Consider the following 19,918-nt stretch of genomic DNA (forward strand, 5'->3'; position numbering starts at 1 on the left):
TTTTTCATTTTCAATGTCTTATTTGACTCTGTTCTTCAGTCTGTCTTCTGCCGCTTTGTAGGCATCCTCAATGGATACTTTTCCGCTGACAGCTTCTGACTGTGCTTTAATGGACTCATCCATTGCAACAGAGTAGTTGCCTGTATAGTTAACAGACGGAATGCTGTCCATTTGCTGTGTGAATGTCTGCCAGATCGGCTGATTTGTAAAGAACTCCTGCTTTTCAGTGAAAACCGGCTCATCATAGATTGTGTTCAAAGTCGGGAACAGTCCGCCCTTCATTGCTTCAAGCTGTGTTTCTTCATCTGTTGAAAAGAACTCAAGGAAGTCATAGGCTTCTTGTTTCATATTTGTGTTCTCCATGATGACGTAGTTGCTTCCGCCAAGGTTGGAAGCGCGGTTGCCGCCTTCTTCAAATGCCGGAAGCGGAATCACGCCCCACTTGCCTGATGTATCTTTTCCTTGTCCGGTAATCGAACCTGAAAGCCATGCGCCTGATGGAGCAGTTGCTACCTCACCGCTGACCATTGCACTGATCCATGCATCCCATCCAACCGTATTTTTAACTAATCCTTCATCTTTAAGCTGTTTGATGACCTTTGCAGCATTCATAGACTGTTCAGATGTCAGAACAAGCTCGCCTTTATCGTCAAAGTACAGTGAACCCTGCTGATTCATCATCATGCGGTAAAGACCGTCGTCACCGTTCAGATCAAGACCAAGCATTGCTTTGCCTGTCTTCTCTTTAATGGTTTTACCTGCTTCAATGAACTGATCCCATGTCTCAATGTCCTCCGCTTTCACGCCTGCTTCTTCAAACATATCCGTTCTGTAGAAGACACCTGTCGGGCCGCCGTCAAACGGGAAGCCGACGACTTTGTCATTTACAGTCAGAAGATCGGTTTTGCTTGTCGGGAACTTATCTTTTTGCTCCTCGAAACCGTATTTTTTCAGATCAAGAAATGCTTTCGGATACGCTTCTGCATACCCTTGAATACGGTCGTCCTCTACTAGAACGATGTCAGGAAGACCCTGACCGCCTGCTTGCAGGCCTGTTGTTAATTTTTGATACACATCTTCGCGCCCAAGTTCTACAATCTCAAGCTCGAAGTCCGGGTTTTCTTTTTTATAGCGCTCAGCCGCTGCTTCAAGAACAGGGACGTTGATGTTCCATGCCCATGCTGTTAATTTGTTGTCATCTTTGCTTGTCTTTTCGGAATTGCCTCCAGAACAAGCTGACAGCATGCCGATAATCAGAACCATACAAATCAAACTTATTGCCTTTTTCATGCTTTACCCCCTAATTCATCTTTTTTGACCGCAAAATGAAATCGTTTACAAAACTCATTTTAGATGAATTGACTGAACATTTCAAGTAAAATTTAACTAAAAGTTTTAGTTATTTTACCTTTTATTTTACTTAAATAATTCTAAAAACAAAAAAATGACAGAGAAAATAGCTTCTCTGCCTTGTTCTAATAGGTTTTTACAAATTCAAGCAAGTAAAAATTGAATTATACTAAAAGTTTTTTTACTGAGGTAAAAAAACTAATCGATTTTTACTTCAGTAGATGGTTTTTTTGGGAATGACGACTTTCAGCACACCATTCCGGTAATTGGCCTTTAGATTTTTAACTAAGGCAGACGGAGGAATTTGAAGGGATTCCTTTGCATCCTTTTCCCCTTTTACTGTAATGACCAGATGCCCGTCCTCGATCGTCAGCTTGATGTTTTCCCTCTCTGTTCCCGGAAGCTCGGCTGTTACTAGAAACGCCCCATCCTTTTCTTCCATTGAAAGCGGAAAACCCTTTGTTGAAAATGATTGCTTGAAGTATTCGTCTATATTTCCAAGCAGCGACCGTTTTGGCCGCGCCTCAAAAAATTCATTGATCATGCGCATTGGATCTTTTCGGTTATTCTCCATTTTCATCCCTCTCATACGCTCAGTATTGTCTATATATCATATGTAGGAAGAGAGCAAATTGCCTATGATGAAAAGTGTGATTTGTTTAGTGCCGGAATGCACATAATATCTGTGTATGAAACGAAAAGTGACTGTGTTTGATTTTTCTGAATAGTTTTACTTTAATAAAATGAGGAAAGCGCTTACCTACACAAGCTGTGTACGTCTGAAGGGTTTAAACCCGCGCCGTATCTGTTTCAAATCCTTGAAACGCGGGAAATAGTTTGTTAGGTTAAGTAACCGTAGGGCTGAACGGTTAGAAATATTTGGTTCTTTTATTACACAATCACTAAAGTCAAAGGAGAGATTTGGTGGAAACAGGTACTTTAATATCACTTGGAATTTACTTCGTCGGCATGCTGCTCATCGGATTGTATGCCTACAAGAAGTCTACGGACGATGTGTCTGGTTACATGCTCGGAGGACGCGGACTGGGTCCTGCAGTAACGGCATTATCAGCCGGAGCTTCTGACATGAGCGGATGGATGCTGATGGGTCTTCCAGGTGCTATGTATACAACTGGATTATCAAGTATGTGGATAGCAGTGGGACTGACTGTCGGGGCTTATGCCAACTACCTTCTGGTCGCTCCGCGTCTTAGAACCTATACAGAGGTTGCAGACGACTCCATTACCATCCCGGATTATTTTGAAAATCGCTTTAAAGACAAAACGCGCATTCTTCGCTTCGTTTCAGCGATTGTCATCCTTATTTTCTTCACGCTTTACACTTCAGCAGGATTAGTATCCGGAGGACTTCTATTTGAATCATCATTCGGACTGGATTACACAACAGGCATGCTTATTACAGCAGGTGTCGTTGTAGCCTATACACTATTCGGAGGATTTCTTGCCGTCAGTCTGACAGACTTTGTTCAGGGCGTTATCATGTTCCTTGCCCTCATTCTTGTTCCGATTGTGGCCTTTACAAATCTGGGAGGTGTCGGACCGACATTTGATGTCATCAGAGACATCGACCCTAAATACCTTGATGTGTTCAGAGGCACGACTGTTCTAGGATTACTCGGATTCCTTGCATGGGGACTTGGCTACTTCGGCCAGCCGCATATCATTGTCCGCTTTATGGCTATTTCATCGATTAAAGAATTAAAGCCTGCCCGCAGAATCGGAATGGGCTGGATGATTATCTCAGTATTTGGTGCGATGCTGACGGGTCTTGTCGGTATTGCCTATGTCAATCAGACAGCAACAACGCTTGCTGATCCTGAGACGATTTTTATTAAATTCGCGCAAGTATTGTTCCATCCGTTAATTACAGGATTCCTGCTTGCAGCCATTCTTGCAGCGATTATGAGTACAATCTCATCTCAGCTGCTTGTTACATCAAGTGCACTGACAGAGGACTTTTACCGCACCTTCTTCAGACGAAGTGCCGGTGACAAAGAACTTGTCCTGATTGGACGACTTTCCGTTCTGCTCGTTGCCATCATCGGTGTGCTTCTGTCACTCACACCAAGTGACACAATTCTTTCACTCGTCGGATATGCATGGGCCGGATTCGGTTCTGCATTTGGACCAGCCGTTCTCCTGAGCTTGTACTGGAAACGCATGACCAAGTGGGGCGCACTGGCCGGAATGATCGTCGGTGCCGTAACCGTATTGATCTGGGTAAACGTACCAGTATTGAAAGAAACAGTATACGAAATGATTCCTGGATTCTTCCTGAGCTTAATTGCCGTCTATCTCGTCAGCTTGTTCACAAGCAGACCGTCAAAACGCGTACAAAACGTGTTTACGGAAATGGAAGAAACGCTGGAAGAAGAAACGAAATAATGCTTTGCATGCAGAAACCGCCTGTGATCAGGCGGTTTCTTTTTGTTTTCTTTTAAAGTAGTAGTGGATGATGCAGGCAGTGATAAATCCAATGAGTAAGACGGCATCCTTTAGAAGACCGGGGATTGGGATTATGAATGTCAGCATGCTGAAGAGAAAAAGAATGCCGGTTAAAACTAGAAACGCCATTGTTCGTTTTTCCTTATGCTGCATAGGATCACCTCTTAATTAAACGTTTGTTTAAGTCTATTATAACCGGCTGTTGCTCAGCCTGGAAGAGTTTGGATTGTTAAAGACGGAGTTTGGACTGTTGACCGTTCAGTTTGGATTGTTAGTCATTAATTCCGTCCTTTTCGCCAGCCCAGAATGTCCTGCCCGGTGCATTCTACGTGGAAAAAGCATGATAAGGCTAATTCTAATGGTTTTCAAAACAGATTTCATTGGCTTTGCGATAAAAAATTGAGTTTGAATTCATTAAGCTGTAGATACAAAAAAACCATCCCGGCTGACTGGATGGTTTCCTCTTGCTTATTGATAGATATGAACAGTCGGTTTTTCCTGGCCCGGTTTGCGGACGATCAGGGCTTCCTGGCCGCTTGTGGAGCTGATGTTAACTTCGACCGAAACGTAGTCCGGGAAGTAGTCCACGACTTTGCCGGTAGCAAACTGTGTAAATGCAATCACTTCTGATTTCCCGTAAAACTGCATCGGAATATCGATTTTCAGTTCCTGCATCTCTTCGCCTTTGTAGAAGGCTTTGCCGATAACACCTGTGTAGTTCGGGAAGAAGTCGTCAATGTCCTGTTTGAAGCGTTCGAACAAGTTGGCATCTTCGCGGTAGTTTTCCGTTCCTTCTGGCGACGGGAAGAAGACGTATTCTTCATCTACGCTGTCCCACTTGCCGATTGAACTGCTTCCTCCGTCAACGACAGTGCTTGCAATGAAGCTGCCTGGCACGATAGAGGATTTTGGCGCCTGTTTGTAAAGGGCAATGACTACTGGTACTTTTTCAAGCCCTTTTTGGCTTCTGACGCGCTTGATGACCTCTGCGGCCATTTTTTTGCCTTCTGCCTCTAATTGGCTGTCAGGAATCTTATATTCCCGCTGAGGCTCTCCTACGGCTTCACGGTAGTAATGGACTGAGTTCATCGCAAGTCCGATGACAACTCCGCCAAGCTCGACCGTATTTTCGCCTTTTCGGACCAAGTAGTTATGCTCAAGCATATGAGCCAAATAAATCGGGCTTTTTTCGTTCTGCTGGATATAATCGCCTTCTGATGATTTCGGCGGATTAAGTCCTTCGTTTTTGAAACTTTTATCTGATTTCTTCTCTTCAAGATCTTTTCCTTCAAGCTTTCTTCCAAGCCATGAACGGATTGTCTTCTCGTCGAGATATTGCCCTTCCTGATACAGATGGTTATCAGGCGGGAATTCTTCCTGAGCCATTCTCATCAGGCCCGTTTCAAACTCGTCAATATCAAGACGGGTATTGATGTTTTCTGCGACAAGGCCTCTTGCTTTGCCCTCTTTAAAAGGCAAAATCATTTTATAGTAGGAGTCTGAAATGTTGTACTTCGGAATGATCGCTTTTTCTGTTGAATCATCTTCCGTTTCCTGTACAAGCTCCTCCTCTTCACCAAAGCTCGGTGCGCAGGCTGACAAAAACAGGCAGCCTGCAAGCAGTATTACCATACCTTTTTTCAAGTTGGAACACACCTCTTTTAGTTTCTCCTCAAAAAGAAATCTATTTTTTCAGCTCTTCAATCAAGCGTTCTTCATCCCAAATCTCAATGCCCAGCTCCTGAGCTTTTGCAAGCTTGCTTCCTGCATCTTCCCCGGCAATGACCAAATCCGTTTTCTTGCTTACGCTTCCCGCTGCTTTTCCGCCGAGCGCTTCGATTTTTTCCTTTGCTTCATTGCGGGACATTTGCTCAAGCTTCCCTGTCAGCACGACGGTTTTTCCGGCAAAAAATGAGTCGGATTCTTCAGGTCTCACAAGCTTCGGACCGAGATAGGACATATTCACACCGCAGGCTTTCAGCTCTGAGATAAGTTCATTCATCTCTTCCTGCTCAAAATAAGTAACAACAGCGTCCGCCATTTTATCTCCAATTTCATCAACTGCAATAATCTCATCCCGAGAAGCAGATTGCAATCGTTCCATCGTCTCAAAATGCTGCGCAAGCGTCTTTGCCGCCTTCGAACCGATAAAACGGATGCCAAGCCCGAACAGAAGTCTCTCAAGGGAATTCTGCTTGGAGTTTTCAATCGCCTGCAGAAGGTTGTCAGCTGATTTTTCGCCCATCCGTTCAAGCTTCAGAAGCTCATCCCGCTGAAGGCGGTACAGATCGGCTACATCCTCAATCAGGTTTTCCGAAAAAAGCTGGGCAATGACACGTTCTCCTAGACCATCGATGTTCATTGCGTTACGGGAGACGAAGTGAATAAGACCTTCGCGGATTTGAGCCGGACATTTTGGATTGATGCACCTGAGGGCAACCTCCCCTTCAATCCGCACAAGCTCACTTTCGCATTCAGGGCAATGGGTCGGCATCGCGAACTCTTTTTCGTCGCCTGTTCTGTGTTCAGGCAGGACGTTTACTACCTCCGGAATAATATCCCCCGCTTTTTTTACAATGACATAGTCGCCAAGGCGAATGTCTTTTTCGCGGATCAGGTCTTCATTGTGCAGGGATGCACGTTTGACTGTCGTGCCGGCAACACGGACCGGCTCAAGGATCGCAGTCGGCGTCACAACGCCCGTTCGTCCGACATTGAGCTCAATTTCAAGGAGCTTTGTCATGACTTCCTCTGCAGGAAACTTGTACGCAATCGCCCAGCGAGGACTCTTTGCCGTAAATCCCAATGCTTTCTGCTGTTCAATGGAATCGACTTTTACAACGATTCCGTCAATCTCATACGGAAGACTTGTCCGCTTTTCCTGATGGGCTGCAATCAGCTCGATGACTTCATCGATTGATTCGCATCTCCTGCGTTCGGTATTGGTTTTGAATCCAAGTTCCTCGAGTGCATCAAGACCCGCGCTTTGGGTTTTGGCACCTGTCTCTTCCCCGAGGTCTGCAATACTATAGACGAAAATATTCAGATTTCGTTTCGCCGCAATTTTCGGATCGAGCTGGCGGAGAGAGCCTGCCGCGGCATTTCGCGGGTTGGCAAACGGCTCTTCCTCAAGCTGTATTTTCACTTCATTTAATTTTTCAAACGAGGACTTCGGCATATAGGCTTCGCCGCGAACCTCGATGGAGAGGTTTTTCTTAAGCTTCAGCGGAATGGACCGGATGGTTTTCAGGTTTTCAGTAATATCTTCGCCTGTTGTACCGTCACCCCGGGTCGCGCCGCGCACAAATGCTCCGTTTTCATAAGTAAGGGAAACAGCCAGTCCGTCAATTTTAAGCTCAACCATATACTGAACATCATCACCGACAGCCTGCCTCACACGGCGGTCAAAATCCCGGAGATCCTGCTCGCCAAATGCATTTCCGAGGCTGAGCATGGGTGTTTGGTGCTGAACCTTTTTAAAACCTTCAAGAATTTCGCCGCCAACCCGCTGAGTCGGGGAATCCGGAGTCTTGAGTTCAGGGAAATGTTCTTCAATGTCAATCAGCTCATGCAGCAGCTGATCGTATTCAGAATCCGGAACAGTCGGTTTATCCAGCACGTGATATTCATAGTTGTACTTGTTTAATAAGTCATGCAGGGTTTCTGCACGCTGTTTGGCTGTATTCATATCCATCCCTTGGTCCATTCCTTTCACTACTGTACTTTTTTAATCGGAGCAAATTTAGCAAGCAGCCGTTTGATGCCGACAGGGCTTGGGAATGCAATATCAAGCTCCTTGCCCTCTCCCTCGCCTTTAACGCTGACAACGGTGCCGATGCCCCATTTTTTATGTTCTGCCTTGCTGCCGACGCTCCAGGCAATTTCATCTCCGCCTGTAGAGGCTGCAATCGGTCTTGTAACGGCAGGTCTCCGTTCAGGCCGTGCTTTTGCGCCGAATGGCGAAGAGCTCTTCTTCACTTCATTCAGATTTTCAATCAGAGCGGATGGAATTTCAGATATGAATCTTGATTCAGGGTTCATGCTCGTCCGCCCGAAGAGAGTTCTCATTTTCGCATTTGTGATAAACAGCTCTTTTTCTGCACGGGTAATGCCGACATAGGCAAGGCGGCGCTCCTCTTCCATTTCCTCTTCTTCCATAAGAGAGCGGCTGTGTGGGAAGACGCCTTCTTCAACGCCCATCAAAAAGACTACCGGGAACTCAAGGCCCTTTGCAGAATGAAGCGTCATTAACACGACCGCTTCTTTAGAGGCTTCCTCATCATCGTCTAATTTATCAATATCCGCCACTAAAGCAAGATCAGTCAGGAATGCAACAAGACTCTTATCCTCGCTGTTCTTTTCAAAGTTCTGGGTAACAGACAGGAACTCGTCGATATTCTCGAGGCGGCTTTGCGCTTCGATCGTTTTCTCCGTTTTCAGCATGTCGCGGTAGCCTGTTTTCTCAATCACTTCTTCTGCTAGCTCCGTGACAGACAGATAATCCTGCATGTTGGCCATGTTCCGGATCAGTTCGCGGAAATCTACCATCGCACTGACTACACGTGCACTGACACCGGCAAACTCAATCTGTTCAATCGCCCCGAAGAGGGACAGATCATTATCTGCCGCATACTGGGCAATCCGGTCAACAGAAGTCGCTCCAACACCGCGTTTTGGCACGTTTATGACGCGTGCCAGACTGATGTCATCATCAGGGTTTGCAATCAGTCTCATATAAGCGAGGATATCCTTAATCTCTTTTCTGTCATAGAACTTGATGCCGCCGACAATCGTATAATTGATGTTCGACTTCAGCAGAATTTCCTCGATGACACGGGACTGGGCGTTCGTTCTGTAAAGAATCGCAAAATCTGAAAGCTTTCTGCCCTGTGTGGAGACGAGCTGATTGATTTTGCCCGCCACAAACTGCCCTTCGGCCGACTCGCTGTCCGCGCGGTAGTAGCTGATTTTCTGCCCTTCATCATTTTCAGTCCAGAGATTTTTCGCCTTGCGGTTCATATTATTTTTTATGACGCCGTTTGCCGCTTCAAGAATGCGCTGTGTCGAGCGGTAGTTCTGCTCAAGCAGAATCACACTGGCAGACGGATAATCTTTTTCAAAAGAGAGGATATTCGCAATATCAGCTCCGCGCCAGCGGTAAATCGACTGATCCGAGTCTCCGACTACGCACAGATTCTGAAAACGCGATGCAAGCATTTTCACGAGCAGATACTGCGCTCTGTTCGTATCCTGGTACTCATCCACGTGAATGTACTGGAATTTGCGCTGGTAGAATTCAAGCACTTCAGGCACACGCTGAAACAGCTGAATCGTCGTCATGATCAAGTCATCAAAATCAAGAGACTGGTTTTTGAGCAGTTTTTTCTGATAGTCCTTATATACGTCGCTTGCAACCTGCTCGTACATGCCGCCCGCTGTTTTTTCGAATTCCTCGGGAGTGATCAGTTCGTTCTTCGCATTGCTGATGCTTCCCAGCATGCTGCGGGGATCAAATTTCTTCGGATCAATATTCCGGTCTTTCAAGATCTGCTTAATAACGGACAGCTGATCTGTCGTATCCAGAATCGAGAAATTTCTGCTGATGCCGATCCGGTCGATGTCACGTCTTAAAATTCTTACACACATCGAGTGGAATGTAGAAATCCAGATATCATCTGCTCCTGGTCCAAGCAGCTTTCCGATACGCTCCTTCATTTCCCTTGCCGCTTTATTTGTAAATGTAATGGCAAGGATATTCCACGGAGCGACGCCCTTTTCAACCATCAGGTACGCGATTCTTCTTGTGAGAACGCTTGTCTTTCCGCTCCCCGCGCCTGCCATGATCAAGAGCGGTCCATCCGTTGCCTTGACCGCTTCCTTTTGCATGTCATTCAAGCCATTTAATAATTGATCTGTTAAAAATTGCACGTTCCGGACACCACCTTATATCAAACGTATGTTCTTATTTTATCTCATCACCTGAGTGTTATGCAATTATGGTTTTACCGCTTTTACCGTTTTCAATGCGGCTTCCAGGTTCTCGTAAATAATGTTGCCGACAACAACGGCATCGGCATGCTCGGCCATTTCGGCTGCCTGTTCAGGCGTCTGAATGCCGCCTCCGTAAAACAGTTTTGTCTCAGAAAGCACTTTGCCTGCCGCCTCCACAACATTCACATCGCCATAAGTTCCGCTGTACTCCAGATAGAAAATCGGCATGTGAAACATGTTTTCAGCCAGTCTTGCGTATGAGACCACGTCATCAGCAGTCAATTCAGTCCTTGCATCTGTGAGCCTGGCTGCTTTGCAGTCCCCGTTCAGAATGCAGTAGCCTTCCACGAGGAGTTCATCCCAGTTCATAAGATCTCCATATTCTTTTACCGCCTCATGATGCAGCCCCATTACCCATTTTGCATCCCTGCTGTTCATCACAGACGGGATGAAATACAAATCAAAACCGGGCATGATCGACTCAATCTCTGATACCTCAAGCACACACGGCACAAGGTATCTTCTGATTCGGGACATTAAGTTTAACACATTATCCATCGTTACATTGTCGCTTCCCCCGACAATGATGGCATCTGTTCCTGACTCACATATTTTCTCGAGTGCAGCGTCGCTTATTTCTTTATCAGGATCGAGTTTGAATACATGCTTCCACTCGCTCACATCATACATAGCCGTTCCTCCTAACAATCAGGTTCCATTCAAACATTATATCAAATTAATGCCCTGCAAAAAACGCACACATGCTATGAAGGTTTTGACAATCTGATTACGTTTTGGCGCAACTGTTCATAATTCTGCTTTTCAATGAAGAAACTAGCTCTATGGAGGGATGGACCTTGAATAATAAATATCCGCTCAGTTCGTCTGAAATCGGGACACTGTGGCTTACATATCAGGAAAAAACAATGATTTTACGCGTATTGGAATACTTCATGGAAAAATCAGATGACCAGCAGGCGAAAAATATTATGGGCGGTCTTTGGCAGGAACTCAATCACTTCGTCACAAAAATGGAAGGCATTGTTGAGCAGGAGGGCGTTGCGATTCCTAAGGGGTTTACTGAGAATGATGTGAATCTGCAGGCTCCAAAGCTTTATGACAACGGATTTGACATCATGTTTCTCCGTATTTTAAAAGAAGTCAGCATGGGGATGTACACACTCAATATGAATATGGCCTACCGCGATGATGTAATGTCTATTTATGAAGGACTCACGTCAACGACGCAAAAAGTGTATAAGCTTTCCACACATTATCTTTTGGAGAAAGGGATTTTAACCCTTCCTCCCTTGGTGGAAAAGCCAAAAACGGCCGAGTTTATTAAAGATGAATCGTATCTTGACGGCTTTCCGTTTTTTAAAGACAGCCGCGCACTGAACGACATTGAAATCGGAAATCTTCATCACTGCATCGAAACGAACAATATCGGCATGCTGCTGGTGACAGGATTTGCGCAGTGCTCAGCAACTCCTGAGATTAAGGACTACTTTTTAAAAGGAAAAAAGCTTGCGAAAAAACAAATAGAAACCTTTGAAAAACTGCTTTTGGATAGCAATGTGCAGTTCTCAGCAGGAGCAGGCGGCACCGTGACCTCCTCTGCCGCTGCACCGTTTTCGGAAAAACTGATGATGTTCTGCGTATACTTGCTGAACGGCTTTGGCCTCGTCGGCAGCAGCTTCGGGACGATCTTCAGCCTGCGCAGCGACTTATCGCTGAAAACCGCTTTGATTGGAAAAGATATTTTCTTTTATGCAACTGAAGGAATTAAGCTGATGATTGAAAATGGGTGGTTTGAGGAACCGCCTGAGTAAAATTTGAGCGGAGCTGCAAAAATGCCAAAATAAAAAGGCTGAAGAATTCTTCAGCCTTTTTGCTATTAAGATTCTTTCGGCTCCTGTGCGCCGATGCGCTCAAGAGCCATCGTATAGGCATCGTTGCCGTAGTTCAGGCAGCGTTTTACACGCGAGATCGTCGCTGTGCTTGCGCCTGTCTCTGTTTCGATTTTATGATAAGTAAAGCCTTCGCGCAGCATGCGCGCCACTTCCAGGCGTTGGGCAAGTGACTGAATTTCGTTTACTGTGCAGAGATCATCGAAAAATCGATAGCATTCATCCAGATTTTTAAGTGAGAGGACAGATTCAAATAATTGGTCAAGTTCTTTTCCCCGTAATTTTTCGATTTGCATGTTGATTCTCCTTTTTAAAAGATTTAGTGGAGGGTCACTTGATTGAGATGGGGCACGATGCTGATCCATGTTTTCCCCGGAACAAGCTTTACCTGCTCTCCGTTCAAATACGGCAGGATCCGTCCGTCCGCATTGCGCCATTCTACCTCGCGGCTGACACCATGCTGAAGGAGGATTGCTTTGCCGCCATCAGTAAGGTTAATGGACCTTCTTCCTTGTTTATCCATAATTTCGTGAGTCATTTCAGCAATAAGTACATTACTGGGTGCTACAGCTTCATCTGACTCGAGATCTTTAGTCTGTTCGGTACTATATCTGAAATAGGTCTGTGATTGTTTGTCATAAATAAACTGCGACTGAAAAGTGTCAGATTTATCGTAGCGGATGACGGCTTCAGCTGCGGATTCCCCCTGAAGTTTATTACCTTCCGCCGCTTTCATAAACGGCAGCGGGTCCGGCTTCTGCGATAAATCCGCTTTATTCAGCTCTGCACCTTTTTTTATATGTTCGGATGAGATATAAGAATTGTGCGGGGCTTTCCTGAAATCCGCCCTTTGAAAAAGCGTGCCGTCGTAAAACATACCGTTTAAGAAGTCATGGTTTCCGTCTTCAAGCCGTTCGCGCGCCTGAGGGCTCCAGCCGTGGCTTATGAAAAAAGCATTGTAGCCGTCTGCAAGATCAACATAATATTCTCTTGCACTACGGACGGGACCGATCATCTCCGGAAGCTCGCTTTGATAGATGGCTAAAAACCTTGTGATGCTGCCTTCTGCAAGCACTTCATAGACAATGTCCGCTTTGTGGAGTCCTGACTGCGGCCGGGCTGCAGGGTGATTATTGATCATCACGGCAAAAGCACGGTTTCCCAGGTTCTCTGATAAAAGGCCCGTCAGAGGATAGAAGCTTATTTCTTCAGCAGGAGCTGATGGTTCCTGCTTTATCACGCTTGGTTTTGGCACGCTGCTCTCTTCTTTGACGCATGCTGTGCACAATGCAAGCAGCATAACTGCCGCCAACAGCCGCTGTAAGTTCTTCTTGATGGTTTTCACGTGAGTTTGACTCCTTTTGCTTCCTTTTATATTTTAACGCATTATCGGCGGAAAGAGTATTATTTTTTTGAGCACATCATAGATCCCCGCTGGCGTTATTCTGATATAAGGCAAATGAGTCGATAAGAGGAAAAACAGAGAGTAAACAGGGTCCCCGAACAGATAGCCTCTTTCCGCCAAAAGACTTCTGAATGTCTCCTCCTGATTTACCACTTCCTGAAACGGCTGCAAAGATGCTCCGCCGCCAATTCCAAGCGGAATCTCGTGCAGAACTTCTCCTTTTTCTGCTAAAACGATACCCCCGCCAAGCTCCTTCATCCTCTGAAAAGCAGTGATCATATCGTGCTTGCTTTTTCCGATTAGAATAATGTCACCTGTTGTTGAGTACGAGCTTGCAAGTCCGCCGAGACTTGAGGCAAAACCTTTCAGCATGGTGTTGATTCTCCATTTTCCTCTTTTATCAATGAGAGCGAGAAAGCATTCATCGTGACTGTCACTGAGCTCATCAAAGGAATGATCAACGGTGATCCTGTATGGTTCGATGATCACGTCATTTTTCATCTTCAGGCCCATAGCCATGGAAAATTGCAGATCATTAAGGGAGAGTGACCAATTCAGCTGCAGAGGTTCAAGTCCTGTCTGTTTCCAGTAAAAAGAAGGAAACTCAGCTGCGACTCCAGCTTTTTTAAGCCACTTTCCTTTAGCGAGCACACTGACAGGAAGCGGCTGGTCAATCGCTGAAAGGATATTCAGATTGGCCATTCTTCCAGGTGCCACCGCCCCCGTCACTTCTTCCATCCGGTAATAGCGGGCCGCATTGAAGCTTGCCATATGGTAGGCATCGACTGCAGGAATACCGCTTTCCATCGCCATTTTTATCAGACTGTCTATCATGCCGTCCTTATAAAAATGCGGCGTTGATCCGTCTGTTGTAAAAAAGAAGTGATCATACGAAGTGATTTCTTTCTCCCGGATGCCTTTTAGCAGCTCTGGCAGATCCGGCCTAATGGATGAATGGCGCAGGGCTACCGTATAGCCTAGAGAAAGCCTTTCGACTACATCCCCGCCTGTCATCGCCTCGTGGTCGCAATCTGCACCGAAAAGCTTCATTTTGGTAAGCGTACCGGCAGAAGCACCCGGAAAATGCCCCTCTATCCGCTTCCCCTTGCCTTTTATCTCCTTCATCCACGACAGCATGAGATCATCATCCTGCAATAGCTTTGGCCAGCCGGTTAATTCACCGCCTTGAATAACATATTCAGAATCCATCCATTTTTTCATAAAATCCAGAGATAAAATACCTGTTTCATCCGGTACTTCCGTTTGCAGGTCAAACCGTGCCCACCAGTAATACTGAACTTGGCTGCGATTGATTTCCTCCAAAAAAGAAAACGCTTTCTTTTTGTCGGACTGAAAAAGCAGAAATAAATTATCACAGATCATGCTTGTTGTACCGAACTGCGACACATACTCTCCGAAAGAAAGGGGATTATAAAGTTGAAACGGGTGGGCGTGCGGCTCAATATAGCCGGGTACAATAAACTGCCCTTCACAATCCGCTGTTTCTTTTGCGGAGGCCGGGAGATTTTCTCCTATATAAACAATCCGGTCATCTTTAATCCAAATATGGGCCTTTACCCATCTCTTTAAATAAGAGTTCAGATAGGTACCATTTTTCAGCAAAAGATCCGGAGGCTCTTGTCCGGATGCTGCGTCAATATGGCCTCTGATCTCCCGGATTTTCCACGGAGCATTTGGCTTTGGCATGACAGCACCTCCCTGAAGGTCTTTTCAATATGGTAACATATTCAATTTATTAACGCACTAAAGAATTTCTCGAAAAAGGAGTCTGATCTATATGAAACCAAACATCGGCATCGTAAACGGTCTTGTCCGCATCACAATTGGACTTTTCCTGCTCTCATGGGCATCGGCCAAATATTCAAAGAAGCCATGGAAAGAATCTGCCCTGCTTGTCATGCTGCTCGGCGCCATGAAAGTCGGAGAAGGAATCCTTCGTTTCTGCCCGCTTACATTTATGTATCAGGAGTATAAAAAAGAGGATTTGGAGTTTGAGGATAAGACTTATAATCCATCTTAAAAGCAAAAGCGCAAGCGCCTTGTTCTGACAGAGGATCTAGGCGCTGGAGCTGGACGAGGATAACCTTGTTATATTATCTACAGCCTTTTATTCCTTATAATTTCGTCAACAAGAACAAATAACCCCCAAATCATCATTTGGGGGTTTGCTTAAATATATCATCAATCAAAAGAGGTGAACATCTTGATCATGGAATACCTGACTGACATGTCATTTGTGCTTGCCCTTCTGATCGGCAGCATTGTGGCGCTCTTGTTTGTTTATGTTAAGAAAAGACGTGCTTAGTCGCTTTTGCACCGATGTCCTTTCGGTAGAAAAGGGCATCTGACGCTACTTCCGCCACATATTCATACACTTGTGTCTGCGCTTCAAGCAGATCGCTTCCGTATGCGACGACTGCAAGGACTCTTCCGCCGTCTGTTACATACTGCTGGCCTTCTTTTTTTGTGCCTGCATGGAACAGGGCTCCCTGCTCAAAACCCGGCAGAAGCGAACCGATCGCTTCGCCCTTCTTGTAAGCATCCGGGTAGCCTTTTGAAGCAAGAACGACTCCCATCACCGCTTCATCGCGCCACTTCAGTTCTGCTTTTTCTCCATCGAGAATATCAAGCAGCACTTCAATCAAATCGGATTCAAGACGCGGAAGGACAACCTGTGTTTCAGGGTCGCCGAAGCGTGCGTTGAATTCGATCACCTTGGGGCCTTCAGCCGTTAAAATCAGACCGGCATACAAAATCCCTGTAAACGGGGTGCCATTCGCAATCATTCCGCGAGCAGCCGGCTTCAGCACGGTTTCAACAGCCTGCAAAACAGAAGCATCCGGTATTTGGGGAACAGGTGAATATGCCCCCATGCCGCCTGTGTTCGGACCTTCATCATGGTCATATGCACGCTTATGATCCTGGGCAATGACCATTGGATAAACGTCCTCACCGTTAACAAACGCCATCAGTGAAAACTCTTCACCTTCAAGGAATTCTTCAATGACGACCGAGCTGCTCGCTTCTCCGAATTTAGCATCCTCAAGAAATTCCCTGAGACAACCCACTGCTTCCTCCACTGTCAGAGCAACGGTCACGCCTTTTCCTGCCGCGAGACCATCTGCTTTAATAACGATTGGAGCTCCTTTTTCAAGAACATACTGCTTTGCTTCCTCAAACGAGGTAAAAGAATCATACGATGCTGTAGGTATGCTGTTTGCAAGCATGAGTTCTTTGGCAAATTTCTTGCTGCCTTCGATAAGCGCAGCCGCTTTTGTCGGGCCGAAAACCTTCAATCCCGCTTCTTGAAAAGCATCGACTACGCCGTTTAAAAGCGGTACTTCCGGACCGACAATGGTGAGGCCGACTTGATTTCCAAGAGCAAATGCAACAAGCTCCTGTGTATTCGATTCATCAATTGCAACAAGCTCGGCAACCGTACTCATCCCGTCGTTTCCAGGTGCAGCGAACACTTTGTCTGCAAGCTTGCTTTGAGATGCCTTCCAGGCGATTGCATGTTCACGGCCTCCGCGGCCAATGATCAGAATGTTCATTGTTCCACCTCGCTAAAGTAAGCGTGCGGGCCATATGCCGCACGCCCAAAGATTAATGTTTAAAATGTCTTACCCCAGTAAAGACCATGGCAATGCCGTATTCATCTGCTTTTTTAATTGAATCCTCATCTTTAATGGATCCGCCCGGCTGAATGATGGCCGTCACACCCGCTTTGGCTGCCGCTTCCACTGTGTCGCTCATAGGGAAGAACGCATCAGATCCCATCGCGCTGCCTTTTGCAAGCCTGCCCGCCTGCTCAATCGCGATGTTTGCTGCGCCGACGCGGTTCATCTGGCCAGCGCCAACACCAATTGTCATCTGATTTTTAGCAAGAACGATCGCGTTCGATTTCACATGCTTAACGACCTTCCAGGCAAGCTTGAGGTCTTCCCACTCCTGCTCAGACGGCTCGCGTCTTGTAGGAATGGTGATTTTGGCGTCATCAAACGACAGCGTGTCCTCATCCTGTACAAGAAGTCCGCCATGAATAGAGGTAACCTGCTGATCCTGCGCTTCTGCACCGAGAACATCCAAAGTCAGAAGGCGCAGGTTTTTCTTGGATGTTAAAATCTCAAGAGCTTCCTCGCTGAAGGATGGTGCTATAACGATTTCAAGGAAAATCTCATGAAGCTTGTGCGCCGTATCCGCATCGACCTCATGATTCAGAGCAATGATGCCTCCGAAAATCGATGTCGGATCTGCTTCGTATGCGCGCGTGAACGCTTCAAAGATAGTTCCTCCTGTACCTACACCGCAAGGGTTCATATGCTTAACAGCAACAGCTGCAGGCTGCGTAAATTCTCTTACGATTTGAAGAGCGGCATCCGCATCTTTAATGTTGTTGTAAGAGAGCTCTTTGCCGTGAAGCTGAACCGCTTCTGCAATCGAGACGGTGCCTGCCAGCGGCTTTTTATAGAACGTCGCTTTTTGATGCGGATTTTCGCCGTAGCGGAGCGACTGTTTTTTCTCGTATGTGTACGTGACCGTTTCAGGATCTTCTTCACCTACTGCGTTTGTTAAAAACTCAGCAATCAGCGCATCATAAGAAGCTGTGTGGCGGAAGACTTTCGCGGCAAGCTTTTGCTTTGCTGCAAGAGAGACTGCCTTCTCCGCTTTGATTTGCTCAAGAACGTCTGCATAATCTGCAGGATCGACAACAACTGTTACGTCCTGATGATTTTTCGCAGCCGAGCGCAGCATCGTCGGTCCGCCGATATCAATGTTTTCAATCGCGTCATCGAACGTTACATCCTTTTTGGAGATGGTTTCTTTAAAAGGATAAAGGTTCACGACAACAAGATCGATTGGAAGAATGCTGTTTTCTTCAAGCTGCTTCATATGATCCGGATTGCTGCGGACGGCAAGCAATCCGCCGTGAATGTTCGGATGAAGCGTTTTGACGCGGCCATCCATGATTTCAGGAAATCCGGTCACTTCGGAAATTCCCGTCACCTTCACGTTGTTCTCCTGAAGCAATTTTTTCGTCCCGCCGGTTGAAATGACTTCAATGCCCTGCTCAACAAGTCCGGCAGCGAACGGAATAATGCCTTCTTTATCTGAAACACTGACAAGTGCCCGTTTGATTGTCATAGTTACACCTCTAGTTTTCGTTTTTGAAAGAGAGACTGCAGAACATGCGGATAATAGGCATGCTCAAGCTGATGGATTTTTTCTGCCAAGGTTTCAGGCGTATCTGTGTCCTCCACCTCAAGTGCCTGCTGAGCAATAATCGGCCCTGTGTCCATGCCCGCATCTACAAAGTGTATCGTAATGCCGGTGACTTTTACGCCTGCGCGAAAAGCCTGGCCGATGGCGTCCTTGCCTGGAAAAGCAGGCAGAAGCGACGGATGCAGATTTATGATGCGTTCAGGGCAGGCAGTAAGAAGCGTCTCACCAATCAGTCTCATATAGCCTGCAAGTACCACATAGTTTACACCATACTGTTCCAGCTGGCGAAGAATCAGCGTCTCAAAAGCTGCTTTGCTGCTGAATTCCTTCGGTGAAAACTCAAACACCGGAATGTTTTCCTTTTGCGCACGTTCAACAACCCTTGCTCCCGGTCTGTCGCAAACCAAAAGGACAACCTCTGCCTCAAGCTTTCCCCTCTTGATTTCATTCAGGATGGCCTGGAAATTCGAGCCGGATCCTGAAGCAAATACGGCGATTTTCATCATGAGAGAGCGCCTCCGCCGAATGTGACCCCACTGCCTTCTTTTACACGGCCGATGATAAAGGCTTTTTCGCCGTTCTTTTCAAGCTCGCTGATGACTGCATGCATTTGGCTGTAATCCACTGCAAGCACAAAGCCGATGCCCATATTGAAGATGTTGAACATTTCTTCTTGGCTTAGTGACCCTTTTTCCTGAAGAAGATCAAATACAGCAGGTATCGGCCATGAACCAAAGTCGATTTCAGCGCTGAGGCCCTCAGGAAGCATTCTTGGGATATTTTCAATAAAACCGCCGCCCGTAATATGGGCCATACCGTCCACTTTATATTTTTTCAGCACGTTTAGGACCGGCTTCACATAGATTTTTGTTGGAGTGAGAAGCTCTTCGCCAAGCGGTTTCTCAAGCGGCTGAACGTTCTCATCAAGAGATAAACCGCCGTCTTCAAGCAAAATCTTGCGCACAAGAGAAAACCCATTGCTGTGAAGGCCGCTTGAAGCAAGGCCGATCAGCACATGGCCGGCACGGATATTCTCACCGGTTACAATGTCTTCCTTTTCCGCTGCGCCAACTGAAAAGCCTGCGATATCATACTCTTCACCGTCATAAAGTCCCGGCATCTCAGCCGTTTCACCGCCGACCAGCGCACAGCCTGCCTGCTCGCATCCGTCTGCAACGCCTTTGACGATCTGTTCAATTTTAGCAGGCTCCGCTTTTCCAAGAGCAAGATAGTCCAGGAAAAATAGGGGCTCTGCACCCTGTGCAAGAATATCGTTCACACACATGGCAACCGCATCCACCCCGATGGTATCATGCTGATTCATCTGAAAAGCAAGCTTGAGCTTTGTGCCGACCCCGTCTGTTCCTGAAACAAGGACAGGCTGTTTGAGTTTCAGCTCAGAAAGGTCGAACATGCCGCCGAAGCCGCCGAGGCTTCCCATGACGCCTTTTCTCATTGTTTTTGCGACATGCTTTTTCATTCGCGAAACAGCTTCATACCCTGCTTCGATATCTACGCCTGCCTGCTTATATGCGTTTGACATCCTTTATTC

General features: G+C 46.4%; 18 protein-coding genes. 4 read left to right on the plus strand and 14 right to left on the minus strand.

Features of this window, described 5'->3' with window-relative positions; translation table 11 throughout:
* Window positions 1-18: 18 nt before the first annotated feature.
* Window positions 19-1,290, minus strand: a complete 1,272-nt coding sequence (locus AZ46_RS18710; protein WP_029285512.1) for an ABC transporter substrate-binding protein — start codon at window positions 1,288-1,290, stop codon at window positions 19-21.
* Between the two features lie 274 nt (window positions 1,291-1,564).
* On the minus strand, window positions 1,565-1,924 hold the full coding sequence (locus AZ46_RS18715) for an Hsp20/alpha crystallin family protein (protein ID WP_029285510.1): 360 nt from the start codon (window positions 1,922-1,924) through the stop codon (window positions 1,565-1,567).
* A gap of 350 nt (window positions 1,925-2,274) precedes the next feature.
* Here AZ46_RS18715 and putP point away from each other — a divergent pair, with 350 nt between their 5' ends.
* Window positions 2,275-3,756, plus strand: coding sequence for a sodium/proline symporter PutP (gene putP / locus AZ46_RS18720; RefSeq protein WP_029285508.1), 1,482 nt, complete (start codon window positions 2,275-2,277; stop codon window positions 3,754-3,756).
* Window positions 3,757-3,783: 27 nt separating this feature from the next.
* Here the strand turns inward: putP and AZ46_RS18725 are convergent, their stop codons facing one another.
* From AZ46_RS18725 to pcrB, 5 genes are all read right to left on the minus strand, one after another.
* On the minus strand, window positions 3,784-3,969 hold the full coding sequence (locus tag AZ46_RS18725) for a hypothetical protein (protein WP_029285506.1): 186 nt from the start codon (window positions 3,967-3,969) through the stop codon (window positions 3,784-3,786).
* A 315-nt stretch (window positions 3,970-4,284) separates the two neighbouring features.
* A complete protein-coding gene (locus tag AZ46_RS18730; protein WP_234703394.1) occupies window positions 4,285-5,448 on the minus strand; it encodes a CamS family sex pheromone protein in 1,164 nt (387 codons plus the stop codon).
* Window positions 5,449-5,500: 52 nt separating this feature from the next.
* Entirely contained in the window at window positions 5,501-7,510 is a 2,010-nt protein-coding gene (ligA, locus tag AZ46_RS18735) for an NAD-dependent DNA ligase LigA (RefSeq protein ID WP_029285502.1), read from the minus strand.
* Between the two features lie 20 nt (window positions 7,511-7,530).
* Entirely contained in the window at window positions 7,531-9,702 is a 2,172-nt protein-coding gene (pcrA, locus tag AZ46_RS18740) for a DNA helicase PcrA (protein WP_411335056.1), read from the minus strand.
* A gap of 108 nt (window positions 9,703-9,810) precedes the next feature.
* The gene (gene pcrB / locus AZ46_RS18745; RefSeq protein WP_029285498.1) at window positions 9,811-10,497 is read right to left on the minus strand and encodes a heptaprenylglyceryl phosphate synthase; all 687 of its coding nucleotides are present in this window, start codon (window positions 10,495-10,497) and stop codon (window positions 9,811-9,813) included.
* 167 nt (window positions 10,498-10,664) lie between these two features.
* Here pcrB and AZ46_RS18750 point away from each other — a divergent pair, with 167 nt between their 5' ends.
* Window positions 10,665-11,639, plus strand: coding sequence for a DUF3231 family protein (locus tag AZ46_RS18750; RefSeq protein WP_029285496.1), 975 nt, complete (start codon window positions 10,665-10,667; stop codon window positions 11,637-11,639).
* Between the two features lie 65 nt (window positions 11,640-11,704).
* Here AZ46_RS18750 and AZ46_RS18755 read toward each other — a convergent pair whose 3' ends face one another.
* From AZ46_RS18755 to AZ46_RS18765, 3 genes are read right to left on the minus strand one after another with little or no spacing between them, the layout of a single operon-like run.
* Window positions 11,705-12,013, minus strand: coding sequence for a YerC/YecD family TrpR-related protein (locus AZ46_RS18755; RefSeq protein WP_029285494.1), 309 nt, complete (start codon window positions 12,011-12,013; stop codon window positions 11,705-11,707).
* Between the two features lie 23 nt (window positions 12,014-12,036).
* Window positions 12,037-13,062: a DUF3048 domain-containing protein gene (locus AZ46_RS18760; protein ID WP_235728251.1), complete on the minus strand. Its 1,026-nt coding sequence runs from the start codon at window positions 13,060-13,062 to the stop codon at window positions 12,037-12,039.
* 33 nt (window positions 13,063-13,095) lie between these two features.
* Window positions 13,096-14,829 (minus strand): adenine deaminase C-terminal domain-containing protein, encoded by a 1,734-nt coding sequence (locus AZ46_RS18765; protein ID WP_029285490.1) that lies wholly within the window; start codon window positions 14,827-14,829, stop codon window positions 13,096-13,098.
* Window positions 14,830-14,920: 91 nt separating this feature from the next.
* Between AZ46_RS18765 and AZ46_RS18770 the strand changes: the two genes are divergently transcribed.
* Both AZ46_RS18770 and AZ46_RS22535 read left to right on the plus strand, forming a co-directional pair.
* Window positions 14,921-15,163 (plus strand): YgaP family membrane protein, encoded by a 243-nt coding sequence (locus AZ46_RS18770; protein WP_029285488.1) that lies wholly within the window; start codon window positions 14,921-14,923, stop codon window positions 15,161-15,163.
* A 189-nt stretch (window positions 15,164-15,352) separates the two neighbouring features.
* Window positions 15,353-15,448, plus strand: coding sequence for an EYxxD motif small membrane protein (locus tag AZ46_RS22535; RefSeq protein WP_328286787.1), 96 nt, complete (start codon window positions 15,353-15,355; stop codon window positions 15,446-15,448).
* On the opposite strand, the gene purD is transcribed toward AZ46_RS22535, so the two are convergent.
* Genes purD through purM form a run of 4 tightly spaced genes read right to left on the minus strand, consistent with a single transcriptional unit; the run spans window position 15,429 to window position 19,909 of the window.
* Window positions 15,429-16,697 (minus strand): phosphoribosylamine--glycine ligase, encoded by a 1,269-nt coding sequence (gene purD / locus AZ46_RS18775; protein WP_029285486.1) that lies wholly within the window; start codon window positions 16,695-16,697, stop codon window positions 15,429-15,431. The genes AZ46_RS22535 and purD overlap by 20 nt on opposite strands.
* 52 nt (window positions 16,698-16,749) lie before the next feature.
* Window positions 16,750-18,288, minus strand: coding sequence for a bifunctional phosphoribosylaminoimidazolecarboxamide formyltransferase/IMP cyclohydrolase (gene purH, locus AZ46_RS18780; RefSeq protein ID WP_029285484.1), 1,539 nt, complete (start codon window positions 18,286-18,288; stop codon window positions 16,750-16,752).
* Between the two features lie 2 nt (window positions 18,289-18,290).
* Window positions 18,291-18,872, minus strand: coding sequence for a phosphoribosylglycinamide formyltransferase (purN, locus tag AZ46_RS18785; RefSeq protein WP_029285482.1), 582 nt, complete (start codon window positions 18,870-18,872; stop codon window positions 18,291-18,293).
* Window positions 18,869-19,909 carry a phosphoribosylformylglycinamidine cyclo-ligase gene (gene purM / locus AZ46_RS18790; protein WP_029285479.1) on the minus strand — a complete coding sequence of 347 codons (1,041 nt, stop codon included), beginning with the start codon at window positions 19,907-19,909 and terminating at the stop codon, window positions 18,869-18,871. Before purM ends, purN begins: the two co-directional genes overlap by 4 nt.
* Window positions 19,910-19,918 lie beyond the last annotated feature (9 nt).

It is taken from the genome of Metabacillus indicus LMG 22858, from assembly GCF_000708755.2.
Taxonomy (GTDB): Bacteria; Bacillota; Bacilli; order Bacillales; family Bacillaceae; genus Bacillus_P; species Bacillus_P indicus.